The organism is Streptomyces sp. NPDC002057 (assembly GCF_040296665.1).
Taxonomy (GTDB): domain Bacteria; phylum Actinomycetota; class Actinomycetes; order Streptomycetales; family Streptomycetaceae; genus Streptomyces.
On record NZ_JBEOXR010000068.1, the window covers coordinates 23847 to 37890 of the forward strand.

General features: G+C 72.3%; 12 protein-coding genes. 7 read left to right on the plus strand and 5 right to left on the minus strand.

The window, feature by feature from the left end; genetic code table 11:
- The first annotated feature begins 97 nt into the window (after window positions 1-97).
- Together ABT129_RS34330 and ABT129_RS34335 are read left to right on the plus strand one after the other, a co-directional pair.
- Complete coding sequence (locus ABT129_RS34330; protein ID WP_351909495.1) at window positions 98-1540, plus strand: GuaB1 family IMP dehydrogenase-related protein; 1443 nt, start codon at window positions 98-100, stop codon at window positions 1538-1540.
- A gap of 78 nt (window positions 1541-1618) precedes the next feature.
- Window positions 1619-2143, plus strand: a complete 525-nt coding sequence (locus ABT129_RS34335; protein WP_351909497.1) for a GNAT family N-acetyltransferase — start codon at window positions 1619-1621, stop codon at window positions 2141-2143.
- Here the strand turns inward: ABT129_RS34335 and ABT129_RS34340 are convergent.
- Window positions 2124-3203, minus strand: coding sequence for a GDSL-type esterase/lipase family protein (locus tag ABT129_RS34340; protein ID WP_351909499.1), 1080 nt, complete (start codon window positions 3201-3203; stop codon window positions 2124-2126). The genes ABT129_RS34335 and ABT129_RS34340 overlap by 20 nt on opposite strands.
- Window positions 3204-3546: 343 nt before the next feature.
- Between ABT129_RS34340 and ABT129_RS34345 the strand changes: the two genes are divergently transcribed.
- Entirely contained in the window at window positions 3547-5010 is a 1464-nt protein-coding gene (locus tag ABT129_RS34345) for an amino acid permease (protein ID WP_351909501.1), read from the plus strand.
- A 10-nt stretch (window positions 5011-5020) separates the two neighbouring features.
- Window positions 5021-5476 (plus strand): Lrp/AsnC family transcriptional regulator, encoded by a 456-nt coding sequence (locus ABT129_RS34350; RefSeq protein ID WP_030204433.1) that lies wholly within the window; start codon window positions 5021-5023, stop codon window positions 5474-5476.
- An 82-nt stretch (window positions 5477-5558) separates the two neighbouring features.
- Here ABT129_RS34350 and ABT129_RS34355 read toward each other — a convergent pair whose 3' ends face one another.
- Window positions 5559-6152: a Repetin gene (locus ABT129_RS34355; RefSeq protein WP_351909503.1), complete on the minus strand. Its 594-nt coding sequence runs from the start codon at window positions 6150-6152 to the stop codon at window positions 5559-5561.
- A 289-nt stretch (window positions 6153-6441) separates the two neighbouring features.
- Here ABT129_RS34355 and ABT129_RS34360 point away from each other — a divergent pair, with 289 nt between their 5' ends.
- Both ABT129_RS34360 and ABT129_RS34365 read left to right on the plus strand, forming a co-directional pair.
- Window positions 6442-7248, plus strand: a complete 807-nt coding sequence (locus tag ABT129_RS34360) for a carbon-nitrogen hydrolase family protein (protein ID WP_351909505.1) — start codon at window positions 6442-6444, stop codon at window positions 7246-7248.
- Window positions 7249-7316: 68 nt separating this feature from the next.
- Window positions 7317-9014, plus strand: coding sequence for a flavin monoamine oxidase family protein (locus ABT129_RS34365; RefSeq protein WP_351909507.1), 1698 nt, complete (start codon window positions 7317-7319; stop codon window positions 9012-9014).
- Window positions 9015-9090: 76 nt separating this feature from the next.
- Here the strand turns inward: ABT129_RS34365 and ABT129_RS34370 are convergent, their stop codons facing one another.
- The 3 genes from ABT129_RS34370 to ABT129_RS34380 form a co-directional block, all read right to left on the minus strand.
- The gene (locus ABT129_RS34370; RefSeq protein WP_351909513.1) at window positions 9091-9789 is read right to left on the minus strand and encodes a DUF5995 family protein; all 699 of its coding nucleotides are present in this window, start codon (window positions 9787-9789) and stop codon (window positions 9091-9093) included.
- A gap of 154 nt (window positions 9790-9943) precedes the next feature.
- The gene (locus tag ABT129_RS34375; protein WP_351909515.1) at window positions 9944-11344 is read right to left on the minus strand and encodes a uracil-xanthine permease family protein; all 1401 of its coding nucleotides are present in this window, start codon (window positions 11342-11344) and stop codon (window positions 9944-9946) included.
- A gap of 121 nt (window positions 11345-11465) precedes the next feature.
- Window positions 11466-12689: an MFS transporter gene (locus ABT129_RS34380; protein ID WP_351909509.1), complete on the minus strand. Its 1224-nt coding sequence runs from the start codon at window positions 12687-12689 to the stop codon at window positions 11466-11468.
- A 108-nt stretch (window positions 12690-12797) separates the two neighbouring features.
- On the opposite strand from ABT129_RS34380, the gene ABT129_RS34385 reads away from it, so the two are divergent.
- The gene (locus ABT129_RS34385) at window positions 12798-13922 is read left to right on the plus strand and encodes an ROK family transcriptional regulator (protein ID WP_351909511.1); all 1125 of its coding nucleotides are present in this window, start codon (window positions 12798-12800) and stop codon (window positions 13920-13922) included.
- Window positions 13923-14044: the final 122 nt, after the last annotated feature.

Below are 14044 nucleotides of genomic sequence, written 5' to 3' on the forward strand. Positions count from 1 at the left end.
GGGCTGGTATTCGTACAGGCGTGGGAGAATGAACTACGTGCTTTTTCCCCTGGCTGAAATGCCTAGGGGCCGATCCGAACGACTGGGATGTCAGCACGTGCGTTTCCTCAATGACGTCAAGCCGCCCTACGACCTGACGTACGACGATGTGTTCATGGTGCCGAGCCGCTCGGCCGTCGGTTCCCGCCAGGCGGTGGACCTCTCCTCGCCGGACGGAAGCGGGACGACGATCCCGCTCGTCGTGGCCAACATGACCGCCATCGCCGGCCGCCGCATGGCCGAGACCGTCGCTCGCCGCGGTGGACTGGTCGTCATCCCGCAGGACATCCCGATCGAGGTCGTCACCGACGTCATCTCGTGGGTCAAGAGCCGCCACCACGTGCTCGACACCCCCATCGTCCTGGAGCCGCACCAGACCGTCGCCGACGCGCTCTCCCTGCTGCCGAAGCGGGCCCACGACGCCGGTGTCGTCGTCGACGAGAACCGCCGCCCGGTCGGTGTCGTCACCGACGCCGACCTCGCCGGTGTGGACCGCTTCACCCAGCTCTCCGAGGTCATGTCCAAGGACCTGCTGCTCCTGGACGCGGACATCGACCCCCGCGAGGCGTTCAACACGCTCGACGCGGCCAACCGCCGCTACGCCCCGGCCGTCGACGCCGACGGCAAGCTGGTCGGCATCCTCACCCGTAAGGGCGCGCTGCGCGCGACCCTCTACAGCCCAGCCGTCGACAAGAAGGGCCGGCTGCGGATCGCGGCCGCCGTCGGCATCAACGGCGACGTGGCGGGCAAGGCCAAGCAGCTGCTCGACGCGGGCGTCGACACGCTCGTCATCGACACCGCGCACGGCCACCAGGAGTCGATGATCAGTGCGATCCGGACCGTACGGGCGCTCGACCCGCAGGTCCCGATCGTCGCGGGCAACATCGTCGCCGCCGAGGGCGTCAAGGACCTCATCGAGGCCGGAGCCGACATCATCAAGGTCGGCGTGGGCCCCGGTGCCATGTGCACCACCCGCATGATGACCGGCGTCGGCCGGCCGCAGTTCTCGGCCGTCCTGGAGTGCGCCGCCGAGGCCAGGAAGTACGGCAAGCACGTCTGGGCCGACGGCGGTGTCCGTCACCCGCGCGACGTGGCCATGGCGCTCGCCGCCGGTGCCTCCAACGTGATGATCGGCTCCTGGTTCGCCGGCACCTACGAGTCCCCGGGCGACCTCCAGCAGGACGCCAAGGGGCGCTTCTACAAGGAGTCCTTCGGCATGGCGTCCGCGCGCGCCGTCAAGAACCGGACCTCCGACGAGTCCTCGTACGACCGCGCCCGCAAGGCGCTGTTCGAGGAGGGCATCTCCACCTCGCGCATGTTCCTCGACCCGCAGCGTCCGGGCGTCGAGGACCTGATCGACTCGATCATCGCGGGCGTCCGCTCCTCCTGCACCTACGCCGGTGCCGGCTCGCTCGCCGAGTTCGAGGAGAAGTCCGTCGTCGGCATCCAGTCCGCCGCGGGCTACGCCGAGGGCAAGCCGCTGCACGCCAGCTGGAGCTAGTCCCCGCGACACCGCTCACGCCGTGGGCCCCCGGGAATTCCCTCCCGGGGGCCCACGGCGTTCCCGTACCGTCGCCGCATGGACCGTGTGGACCGTACGCAGATCAGGCCCTGCCGTGCCGAGGACGTACCCCTGCTCGACCGGTGGCTGCCCGCGCCGGGGGCGCCGACGCGCCACGCCGACCGGTTCGCGCGGCAGGAGGCCGGGACCGGCACGTACCTCCTCGCCTGGCGCGACGGGGTGCCCGCCGGGCACGGACAGGTCCGCTGGGACGGCTGCGCGGCGCCCGAGGTGCGGACCGAGGTGGGGGACTGCCCGGAGTTCAACGGCCTCGACGTACGGCCGGAGCTGCGCGGCCAGGGCGTCGGCACGGCCCTGATCCGCGCGGCCGAGGAGCTGGCGCGGGAGCGGGGCGCGGCCTTCCTGGGCCTCGGGGTGGGACACGACAACCCGCGGGCGGCCGCGCTGTACGAGCGGCTCGGCTACACGCCCGTCGTCGCGTACACCGACCGCTGGAGCTGGACCGACCCCCGGGGCGTCGGCCACGACGAGGCCGACGCCTGCACGTTCCTGGTCAGGAGGCTCACGGCGCCGGAGGGGTGAGGAGGGGCGGACCGCCGCCCACGGGGCCTCGCGAGGGTGGCCGCCCGGCGTGCGGGTCCGCGGCCCCGTCCAGGTCCCCCAGGACCCCGCGCAGCGCCTCCGCCACCGCCGTCGCGATCCGGGCGTGGCCCCGGTCGTTCGGGTGCAGGCCGTCCGCGAGGTGCTCCGGGCCCAGCAGCGGTCGCCCGGGGAGCACCAGGAGCCGTCCGTCGCCCTCGGCGGCCAGGTCCCGGCCCGCCCGCTCCATGGCCCTGCGCAGCTCCGTGAGGGTCGCCCCGAGGGCGTTGCGGGTGTGCTCGGCCGCCGGGCGCAGGACGGGCGAGACGATCAGCAGCGGGGTGTCCGGATGGCCCCGGCGGACCAGGCCGACGAAGGCCCTGACGGTGGCGTACAGCCAGTCGGCCGTCGCGGGGACCGTGGACCAGCAGTTGGTGCCGAAGGCGAGGGTGATCAGCTCGCCCGGGAGCCGCGCCAGGTGCTCGGCGAGCGGCAGTTCGCCGCGCGCCCCGCCCGCGTACCCGAGGTTCACCGGGTCGAGGCCGAGCAGCCGTCCCGCCGTGGCGGGCCAGGAGTGGGCCGGGCGGGTCGACCACCAGCCCTCCGTGATCGAGTCGCCGTGGACCAGCCAGCGGGGCCGTACCGGGGCGGGGGAGAGGGAGCCGCCGAGGGCCCCCAGGGCGAGCGGCACCGGCGCCTGGCCCTCCGGGAGGTGGACGGTGAAGACGCCGCCGGCCGGAGGCAGCGGGAGGGTGACGGTGGCCTCGGCGGCCGGCGCGGCGCAGGTCTCGCCGACGAGCCGCGTACCGCTCCAGAGGGCGAAGCAGTGGCGCAGCGCGGCCAGCGGGTCGTCCGGCCCGGGGACGCGCGCCCGGTAGCGGAGCCGTACCGCGCGCGTGCCGGGCGAGGCCGTGAACTCGATCCGCACGCCGATGGGCAGCGCGGCCCGCTCGGCGATGTCCCACGGCAGCCGTTGCAGGTCGTCCGGGTCGGCGCGCACGGGCCGGTTCCCGTCCAGCCAGGACGTGCCGCGCAGGAACGGTGCCGGGTCGAGCCAGGCCACCCGGGCCTCCGATCGTGAGGTCGTCGAGGGCTCGCAGCGTGGGTCATGGGGCACGAGGAGTCAATGCGCACCCGGGGACCGGTTCACACCCCCAATGTGTGGATTCATGCGGGGGAGCGCAATGTTTCCCCGTCTGTGCCCCGAGAGCGCAATGATCATTCGGTACTGCGCAACAACCCTGCATTACGAGTGCGAAGCCTGACCCATAGGCTCGTGCCCCGTACCAGGAGTGGCGGCGACCGCCTGCTCGGCGGTTCCCCTTCCCCCGTGGGCTTGCCTCGTCATGCCCACGTACCGCCGCGGTCCACGCCCCGCCTACAGGCAGCGATAAGGAGCCTCCGCAGTGCTGGACCACGGCGCAGCCCCACCGGTCGACGACACGGCCCCCCGCAAGACCTCCGCCCTCGGCGCACTGACCCGGCGCAAGCCGGTGGAACAGCTGGTCGCAGAGGGTGGGCAGGGCGAAGGCGGCAACCTCCGCCGCTCGCTCTCCATGTGGCAGCTGACCATGATCAGCATCGGTGCCACGCTCGGCACCGGCATCTTCGTCGTCCTCGGCGACGCCGTCCCGAAGGCCGGCCCCGCGGTCACCCTCGCCTTCGTCATCGCCGGCCTCACGGCGCTCTTCTCCGCCCTCTCGTACGCCGAGCTGGCCGGCACCATACCGGTGGCCGGCTCCTCGTACTCGTACGCGTACGCAACGATGGGTGAACTCGTCGCCTGGGTCTGCGGCTGGTGCCTGGTCCTGGAGTACGGCGTCTCCGTCGCCGCCGTGGCGGTCGGCTGGGGCGAGTACCTCAACGAGCTGCTCGACGGCACGATCGGCGTCACCCTCCCCGCCGCGCTCTCCTCGGCGCCCGGCGAGGGCGGCTTCATCAACCTGCCGGGTCTGATCGTCGTCCTGCTCGCGATGGTCTTCCTGCTCGGCGGCGCCCGTGAGTCCGCCGTGGTCAACACGATCATGGTCTTCGTGAAGATCGCCGCGCTCGTGCTTTTCTGCGCCATCGGCTTCATGGGCTTCAAGTCCGGCAACTACGCCGATTTCATGCCGCTCGGCATGGCCGGCGTCAGCGCCGCCGGAGCCAGCCTCTTCTTCTCCTACATCGGCTTCGACGCCGCCTCCACCGCCGGTGAGGAGGCCAAGAACCCCAAGCGTGACCTGCCCCGCGCGATCATGCTCTCGCTGCTCATCGTCACCGTCCTCTACGTCCTGGTCGCGGCCGTCGCCGTCGGCGCCTGGAACTGGAAGGACTTCGACGGCTCCGAGGCCACGCTCGCCGCGATCATGAACGACGTCAGCGGCCAGAAGTTCTGGGGCACCCTGCTCGCCGCCGGTGCCGTCATCTCCATCGCCAGCGTCGTGCTCACCGTCCTCTACGGCCAGACCCGCGTGCTCTTCGCGATGTCCCGCGACGGCCTCGTGCCCAAGGTCTTCGGCAGGGTCAGCGGCAAGACCGGCACCCCGCGCGTCAACACGGTCATCGTGTCCCTGTTCTGCGGCGCGCTCGCCTCCGTCATCCCGCTCGGCAAGCTCGTCGACGCCACGAGCATCGGCACCCTGTTCGCCTTCGCCCTGGTCAACATCGCGGTGATCGTGCTGCGCCGCACCCGCCCGACGATGGACCGCACCTTCCGCGTGCCGCTCGGCTGGACCTTCCCGATCCTGGGCTTCCTGTTCTGCGTCTACAACATGTTCAGCCTGGACGCGATCACCTGGGCCGTCTTCGGTTGCTGGATGGCCGCGGGCCTCGTGTTCTACTTCCTGTACGGCATGCGCCGCTCCCGCCTGGCCACCACAGAGAAGTGATCCACCCGTAGTGCGACTCAACGACCTCGACGAACGCATCGTCCACGCCCTCGCGGAAGACGCCCGCCGCAGCTACGCCGACATCGGCTCGCTCGTCGGCCTCTCGGCGCCCGCCGTGAAGCGGCGCGTGGACCGGCTCAGGGCCGAGGGCGCCATCACCGGCTTCACCGTGAGGGTGGACCCGGCGGCGCTCGGCTGGGAGACCGAGGGGTTCGTCGAGATCTACTGCCGCCACAACACCTCGCCGAACGACATCCGGCGAGGACTGGAGCGGTACCCCGAGGTGGTGTCCGCGTCGACCGTCACCGGTGACGCGGACGCCGTCGTCCAGGTCTTCGCCTCGGACATGCGCCACTTCGAGCGGGTCCTGGAACGGATCGCGGGCGAGCCGTTCGTGGAGCGCACCAAGTCCGTCCTGGTGCTCTCGCCGCTGCTGCGGCGCTTCTCCTCGGGCTCGCCCGCGTAACCCCGCGGGGACGCCGGCGGCCGGGGCGGCGCGGGCCGTGGTTCCCGCACCGCCCTCCGCCCGCCCACCCCCGTGGGGCGGTCTACTCGGTCGGGTAGACGAACTCCCACGGTGTCACCTTGAAGTCGCCCGTCCCGGCCTTGATCCGCTCGAAGGGCGCGCCGCTGAGGCAGGGCGCCACCACGTCCGTACGGGGATCGGCGCTCGCCCAGCTGTAGCCGAGGCGGTCCTTCTTCCCGAGGTCGTGCACGGTGACGCCGACCCGCTTGTTCCGGAAGTCCTCCACGTCGGTGTCGGTCACGATGCCCGTCACGACGGCGACCTTGCCGCCCGTGGTGAGGCAGTCGACCTTCACCGTGGCCCGGCCGCCCCAGTCGCCCTTGTAGTGGCTGAAGGTGAAGGTGCCGGTGGCCTTCATCGGATCGGCGCTGTCCTTCTTGGCGAGGTGCGCGTCGAACGTGAACGTGATGTCGTCCCCGGCCGGGCGGTAGAGCTTGGCGGTACCGGTCAGCGCCGCGGCCTCCTGCTGGTGGGTCCTGGTCCGCGAGGCCTCGGCGGTCCTCGTGCCGGGCCCGCCGTCTCCCGAGGCGACGGCCGATCCCGCGGTCCCCGCGGTGATCAGGAGGGCGGCGGCGAGGGCGGTGATCTTCGTACGGCGGTTCACGCGGACGTTCATGGTCTTCCGGTCCTTTCGGCAGGTCGTCCGGCAGGTCGTCCGGACGAGGACCACTCTTCCGCGAGGGCCGCCGCACGGCGTCGAGCCTCAGGACGGTTCCGTCTCCGCCGCGCGGCGGGGGAGCCCTGAGACCCCGGGAGGAGTCGCGCGCAACGAATCGCCGCCGCACCCTCCGATCGCGCAACGGTTCGACGGTCGGTCCGCAACGCTCCCGTCTTGTCCCGACGGAGCGCGAAACCGTACCGTTTTTGACGTCTTCCCCCTGTACTCCGACCCCCGAGGATCACGCATGCCCGCGCTGCGCACCGCCCTGCTCCAGAGCTCCGGTGAACTCGGCGACGTGGCCGCCAATCTCAAGATCCTCGACGAGGCCGCCGGTCGCGCCGCCGCCGCCGGCGCGGGGCTGCTGCTCGCCCCCGAGCTCTTCCTCACCGGGTACGCGATCGGCGCCGACATGGCGCGCCTGGCCGAACCGGCCGACGGCCCCTCCGCCCGCGCCGTCGCGGCGCTCGCCGTACGCCACGGCCTGGCCATCGGCTACGGCTACCCGGAGCGGAACACCGAGCGGCACGGGGTCCTCCACAACTCCGCCCTGCTCGTCGGCGCCGACGGCTCCCTCCTCGCGAACTACCGCAAGACCCACCTCTACGGCGACTTCGAGCACCAGTGGTTCACGCCCGGGGAGGACGGCGTCGTGCAGGCGGAGATCGACGGCCTCACCGTCGGCCTGATGATCTGCTACGACGTCGAGTTCCCCGAGAACGTGCGGGCGCAGGCGCTGGCCGGCACGGACCTCCTCCTCGTGCCGACCGCCCTCATGCACCCCGCCGAGGTCGTCGCCGAGTCCGTCGTCCCCGTGCGCGCCTTCGAGAACCAGCTCTACATCGCGTACGCCAACCGGACCGGCCCCGAGGGCGCCTTCGAGTTCGTCGGCCTCTCCACCCTGGCCGGCCCCGACGGCACCGCCCGGGCGCGGGCCGGACGCGGCGAGGACCTCGTCCTCGGCGACGTCGACCCGGCCTTCCTCGCGGTCTCCCGCGAGGAGAACCCCTACCTCCGCGACCGGCGCCCGAGCCTCTACGGCCCCCTCGTCTGAAGCGCCCCGCCCGCCCCCGCCGAGTCGCCCGGCCTCACCCTCTTTCCCGCGCAAGGAGTCCGTACCCCATGACGTCCACGGTGCCCACGACCGCCGTCCCCCACAGCGACGGCCAGCCGCCGATCACCATGTTCGGTCCGGACTTCCCGTACGCCTACGACGACTTCCTGGCCCACCCGGCCGGGCTCGGCCAGATACCCGCGACCGAGCACGGCACCGAGGTCGCCGTCATCGGTGGCGGGCTCTCCGGCATCATCGCCGCCTACGAGCTGATGAAGATGGGCCTCAAGCCCGTCGTCTACGAGGCCGACCAGATCGGTGGCCGACTGCGCACCGTCGGCTTCGAGGGCACCGCCACCGAGGGTCTCACCGCGGAGATGGGCGCCATGCGCTTCCCGCCCTCCTCGACCGCGCTCCAGCACTACATCGACCTCGTCGGCCTGGAGACCACGCCCTTCCCGAACCCGCTGGCCGAGTCGACCCCGTCGACCGTCGTCGACCTCAAGGGCGAGTCCCACTACGCCACCACCGTCGACGACCTGCCGCAGGTCTACCGCGACGTGATGAACGCGTGGAACGCCTGTCTGGACGAGGGCGCCGACTTCTCCGACATGAACCAGGCCATGCGCGAGCGGGACGTCCCGCGCATCCGCGAGATCTGGTCGAAGCTCGTCGAGAAGCTCGACAACCAGACCTTCTACGGCTTCCTCTGCGAGTCGGAGTCCTTCAAGTCCTTCCGGCACCGCGAGATCTTCGGCCAGGTCGGCTTCGGCACCGGCGGCTGGGACACCGACTTCCCCAACTCCATCCTGGAGATCCTCCGCGTCGTCTACACCGAGGCCGACGACCACCACCGCGGCATCGTGGGCGGCTCGCAGCAGCTGCCGCTGCGCCTGTGGGAGCGCGAGCCGGAGAAGATCGTCCACTGGGCGCAGGGCACCTCGCTCAGCTCCCTCCACGAGGGCGCCCCGAAGCCTGCCGTGACCCGGCTGAACCGGACCGCCGGCAACCGGATCACCGTCACCGACGCCTCCGGCGACATCCGCACCTTCCAGGCGGCGATCTTCACCGCGCAGTCCTGGCTGCTGCTCTCCAAGATCGCCTGTGACGACTCGCTCTTCCCGATCGACCACTGGACGGCGATGGAGCGCACCCACTACATGGAGAGCTCGAAGCTGTTCGTCCCCGTCGACCGGCCGTTCTGGCTGGACAAGGACGAGGTCACCGGCCGAGACGTCATGTCGATGACGCTGACCGACCGGATGACCCGCGGCACCTACCTCCTGGACGACGGCCCGGACAAGCCGGCCACCATCTGCCTCTCGTACACCTGGTGCGACGACAGCCTGAAGTGGCTGCCGCTCTCCGCGAACGAGCGGATGGAGGTCATGCTCAAGTCGCTCGGCGAGATCTACCCGAACGTCGACATCCGGAAGCACATCATCGGCAACCCGGTGACGGTCTCCTGGGAGAACGAGCCCTGGTTCATGGGCGCGTTCAAGGCCAACCTGCCCGGCCACTACCGCTACCAGCGGCGCCTGTTCACCCACTTCATGCAGGACCGGCTGCCCGAGGACAAGCGCGGCATCTTCCTCGCGGGCGACGACATCTCCTGGACGGCCGGCTGGGCCGAGGGCGCGGTGCAGACGGCGCTCAACGCGGTCTGGGGCGTGATGCACCACTTCGGCGGCGGCACCGACGCCACCAACCCCGGTCCGGGCGACGTGTACGACGAGATCGCCCCGGTCGAGCTGCCGGAGGACTGAGCGACACCGTTCGGGGCCCGGCCCGGCGCCGGGCCCGGGGGGGTCCACGGCCTGCTCGGGCCCGGGTGCCGTGGTTTCAGGGCCCGGCCAGGGGCGTGAGCAGCATCCGTCCCACCAGGCCCACCGAGCGGTCGAGGCGTTCCGTGAACTCCTCGGCCAGCTCGGGAAGGGCGCGCAGCTCCCACAGCGAGCGTGCCGCGAGCCAGGCCCCGTCGCGGGCCCGGTCCAGGCTCCAGCAGCCGAGCAGATGTGTCAGCGGGTCCGCGATCTCCAGGAGGTCCGGGCCCGGCATCAGTTCCTCCCGGATGCGCTCCTCCAGGAGGACGAGGATGTCGCCGACCCGGTCGAACTCGTCCTCCAGGTCGGTGGGCCCGCACTCCAGGATCCCGCAGGCGTCGACCACCGCGAGCGCCAGGTCGTGGCCGATGTGGGCGTTGATCCCGGCGAGCGCGAACTGCAGCGGCCGTACGCCGGGATGGCGCCGGTAGTGGAACAGGGGCCGCCAGCAGGCGGGCGCGGCGCGTCCGGTGGCGGCGGCGTCGACCGCCGCGAGGTAGCGCTCGGCGAACCGCACGTCGAGGGTGGTGGCGGCCCGTCTGTCGGCGAAACCGCCCGCCTCGATGGCGTGGCCGATCTCCTCCGTGACGGTCAGGTAGACCCGGTTGAAGACGGCGACCCCGTCGGCCGGATGCCAGGCCGAGCGGAGCGCCCGCATCCGGTCCACCACGGGGTCGACGGCCAGGAACGGTCCGAGCCGCTGCCCGGCCTGTGCGATCTGTCCGATCTCGTCGATCCGGTCGAGCGGGTCGATCCGATCGACCTGCCCGAGCTGCCCGATCTGCTGGGTCTGCGCCATGGAGGCAGGCTCCCAGCCGCCGGGCCGTCGGGGGAACTCCCCGGGCCCGGCTTCCCCAGAACGGGCGAATCACTCAGCCCTTCGAGGGCGGCTCCTCGCCGGACGTGCTCTCGTACGAGCTGGTGCCGGAGTCGAGCAGCGGCTCCTGCTCCTTGAGGTGGGCCGGGGCGAAGGCCCTCAGCACGTGGTAGCCGGTGATGACGACGATCGTGCCGAGCGCGATGCCGCCCAGCTCGAAGGTGTCCGTGAAGGTGAGCTTCACCCCGCCGACGCCGATGATGATGCCGGCGGCGGCCGGGACCAGGTTGAGCGGGTTGCGCAGGTCGACCTTGGCGTTGATCCAGATCTGGGCGCCGAGCAGGCCGATCATGCCGTACAGGATGACGGTGATGCCGCCGAGGACGCCGCCGGGGATGGCGGCGACGATCGCGCCGAACTTCGGGCAGAGGCCGAAGAGCAGGGCGAATCCGGCCGCGGCCCAGTAGGCGGCCGTCGAGTAGACGCGGGTGGCGGCCATGACGCCGATGTTCTCGGAGTACGTGGTGTTCGGCGGGCCGCCCACGGCGGTCGACAGCATCGAGGCGGCGCCGTCGGCGGCGATCGCGGTGCCGAGCTTGTCGTCCAGGTTGTCCCCGGTCATCTCGCCGACGGCCTTGACGTGTCCGGCGTTCTCGGCGATCAGGGCGATCACGACGGGCAGCGCGACCAGGATCGCGGACCACTCGAAGCTGGGGCCGTGGAAGGACGGCAGACCGATCCAGTCGGCCTTCGAGACTCCGGAGAGGTCGAGCCGCCAGTGGTCGGTGACCTGGCCGCTCGCGGACATCGAGTGGATCCTGCCGAAGACGAGGTCGAAGACCCAGGAGATGCCGTAGCCGAAGATCAGGCCGAGGAAGATCGCGATCCGGGACCAGAAGCCGCGCAGACAGACGACGGCGAGACCCGTGAACAGCATCACGAGGAGGGCCGTCCACTGGTCCTGCGGCCAGTACGTCGACGCGGTGACCGGGGCCAGGTTGAAGCCGATCAGCATGACGACGGCGCCGGTCACGATCGGCGGCATCGCCGCGTGGATGATCCGCGCGCCGAACCTCCGGACCGCGAGACCGGCGAGGAAGAGCACCGCGCCGACGACGAGGATCGCGCCGGTCACGGTGGCGCTGGTGCCGCCCGAGGCACGGATGGCGGCGGCGACTCCGACGAAGGAGAGCGAGCAGCCGAGGTACGAGGGGACGGTGCCGCGGGTCGCGAGCAGGAAGATCACGGTGGCGACACCGGACATCATGATCGCGAGGTTCGGGTCCAGACCCATGAGGACCGGGGCGACGAAGGACGCTCCGAACATCGCGACCACGTGCTGGGCGCCGAGGCCGGCCGTCCGGGGCCAGGAGAGCCGTTCGTCCGGCCGGACGACGGCTCCGGGAGCGGGTGTCTTCCCGTCGCCGTGCAAGGTCCAGCGCACGCCGAGGTTCATGAGGTCGCTCCCGTTCTCCGGTTCCGGCGGTCGTGTCATGACCGCAAAAGATCAGCCACATGGTATGCGCCGCCGCCGGGCGGGGAGCCGCGCCCGGCGGCGGGCCGCCGCGTGCTCGTGGTCACCCGACCGAGCCGGGGCTCTTCGCCGGGGCCTTCTCCGTCACGGGCGCCGGCGCCGTCTCGCGCCCGCCGGACCGCAGGACGCCCGCGCCGACGACGAGCCCCAGGGTCAGCAGGGTGACCAGGCCGAAGGAGAAGACCAGGGAGGTCGCGTCGGCGATGCCGCCGATCGCCGAGGGGGCGATGAGCCCCGAGGTGTACGTGATGGTGGCGACGCCCGCGATGGCCTGGCTGGGGTTCGGGCCGCTGCGCCCGGCCGCCGCGAAGGCGAGCGGGACGACGACCGCGACCCCGAGTCCGATGAGTCCGAATCCGGCCATGGCGACGGCGGCGTGCGGGGCGAAGACGACCATGACGCCGCCGAGGGTGGCGGCGGCGCCCCCGACCCGTACGGTGCGGACCGCGCCGAAGCGGTCCACGACCCGGTCGCCGGCGAGCCGCGCGATGGTCATCGTCAGGGCGAAGGCGGTCGTGGAGGCGGCCGCGACACCGGCGGAGCCGCCCAGTTCGTCCCGGAGGTAGACGGCCGACCAGTCGAGGCTGGCACCCTCCGCGAACACCGCGCAGAAGCCGACCGCGCCGATGATCAGCGCGGACTTCGGCGGCAGGGAGAAGCGCGGCGGAGCCTCCTCGTCCGGGGTGCTGCGCACGTCGAGGACGCCCTGGCAGAAGAGCAGGCCGAGGACGGTGAGGACCACGGCCGCGACGAGGTGGTGGAGGCGGGCGTCGCCGCCGAGGTGGGCGGCGACCGTGCCGGCGGCGGAGCCGACGAGGGCGCCCGCGCTCCACATGCCGTGCAGGCTCGACATGATGGACCGGCCGAGCCGGTTCTCGGTCTCGACGCCGAGCGCGTTCATCGCCACGTCGGACATGCCGGCGGTGGCGCCGTACACGAAGAGCGCGCCGCACAGGCCCCAGATGTTCGGGGCGAGCGAGGGCAGCGTCAGGGAGAGCGTCCACAGGACGAGCAGCCCGCGCAGGGCCGTACGGGCGCCGAAGCGGTGGGAGATCGCCCCGGCCAGCGGCATCGCGAGCGAGGCGCCGAGGGCCGGGAAGGCGAGCGCGAGCCCGAGCTGTCCGGCGCTCACGCCCGCGTGCTCCTGGATCCAGGGGATGCGGGTCGCGAAGCTGCCGGTGACGGCGCCGTGGACGCAGAAGACGGCGGCGACCGCGAAGCGCGCCCGTCGCAGACGATCGGTGCTGGTGACGGTCTCCGCCGCCATGGGCCCCTCCCAGGGTCGTGGTGTGGCGGGTAAACTATCAGGAACCCTGCCTGATAAATAGCCCGCGGGACGGCATCCTCGCCGGGGCGCGTCTGAGAGGATCGCCGCATGGCCGCATCCCCGAGCACCGCACGAGCCATCAACGACCGGTTCGCCCTGCGACTGCTCCAGGACGAGGGCCCGTTGACGGCCACTCAGCTCAAGAGCCTCACCGGACTCTCCCGACCCACCGTCGCCGACCTCGTCGAGCGGCTCCAGGGCTCCGGGCTCGTCCACGTCGTGGGGGAGTCCGGAGCCGAGCGCCGGGGCCCGAACGCCAAGCTGTACGGGCTCGTCGCCGACCGCGCGCACCTCGCCGCCCTGGACGTCCGCACCCGCTCCGTCTCCGTCACCGTCGCCGACCTGCTCGGCACGACGCTCGCCGAGGCCTCCGTGCCCGTCGGCGCCGAGAGCGGCACCGGGCCGGCCGTGGAGAAGGCGGTCAGCCTCCTGGAGCGGACCGTGAAGGAGGCGGGCGCCGACCGGCTGCACAGCGTGGCCGTCGGCGCTCCCGGCCTCATCGACCCGGCCAGCGGCGAACTCCGCGACTCCTCGGGACTGCCCGCCTGGCACCGGCGGCTCGTCGGCGTCCTCCAGGAACGGCTGCCCGCGCGCGTCCTCGTCGAGAACGAGACCAACCTCGCCGCCGTCGCCGAGCTGCGCGAGGGCGCGGCCCACGGCCGCGAGGACTTCGTCCTCCTCTGGCTCGGCCAGGGCGTCGGCGCCGCCGTCGTCCTCGACGGGCGGCTGCGCCGCGGGGCCTCGGGCGGTGCGGGCGAGATCGGCTTCCTGCCGGTCCCCGGCACCTCGGGGCTCCCCTCGGCCACCGGCTGCGACGGCGGCTTCCACGAGCTGGCCTGCGCGGCCGCCGTCGCCGGCCTCGCCACCGCGCACGGGCTCGATCCGGCCGACGCGCTCGCCTCCGGGCACGGCCCCTTCCTCGACGTCCTCGCCCGCCGCCTGGCCGTCGGCGCCGCCGCGGTGGTCTCCGTCCTTGACCCCGGCTGTCTGGTCCTCGCCGGGGAGACCGGCCACCAGGGCGGCGCGGGGCTCGCCGCGCGCGTGGAGGCCGAGCTCGCGACCCTCTCCCCGCTCGCCACGGAGGTCCGCGCCACCACCCTCGGCGACACGGCGGTCCTGCGCGGCGCCCTCCTCCGCGCCAGGGACGCGGCCCAGGACGAGCTGTTCCCGTAGGCCTCGGAACCGCCGGGCCCACGCCCGCGTGGAGCCGGGGCCCTCGCCGCAAGCTTCCTCGTGCTGACGTTCTTCATCCTGCCGGCGATCCTGCAGGGATCGAATCCGCTGGTGGTCGCGGT

Bases quoted from the DNA above. Each gene is read 5' to 3' on its own strand.
- ABT129_RS34360 (WP_351909505.1), top strand. From the start codon at position 6,442: ATGCCCGCGCTGCGCACCGCCCTGCTCCAGAGCTCCGGTGAACTCGGC.
- ABT129_RS34355 (WP_351909503.1), bottom strand. From the start codon at position 6,152: ATGAACGTCCGCGTGAACCGCCGTACGAAGATCACCGCCCTCGCCGCC.
- ABT129_RS34380 (WP_351909509.1), bottom strand. From the start codon at position 12,689: ATGGCGGCGGAGACCGTCACCAGCACCGATCGTCTGCGACGGGCGCGC.
- ABT129_RS34335 (WP_351909497.1), top strand. From the start codon at position 1,619: ATGGACCGTGTGGACCGTACGCAGATCAGGCCCTGCCGTGCCGAGGAC.
- ABT129_RS34375 (WP_351909515.1), bottom strand. From the start codon at position 11,344: ATGAACCTCGGCGTGCGCTGGACCTTGCACGGCGACGGGAAGACACCC.
- ABT129_RS34385 (WP_351909511.1), top strand. From the start codon at position 12,798: ATGGCCGCATCCCCGAGCACCGCACGAGCCATCAACGACCGGTTCGCC.
- ABT129_RS34365 (WP_351909507.1), top strand. From the start codon at position 7,317: ATGACGTCCACGGTGCCCACGACCGCCGTCCCCCACAGCGACGGCCAG.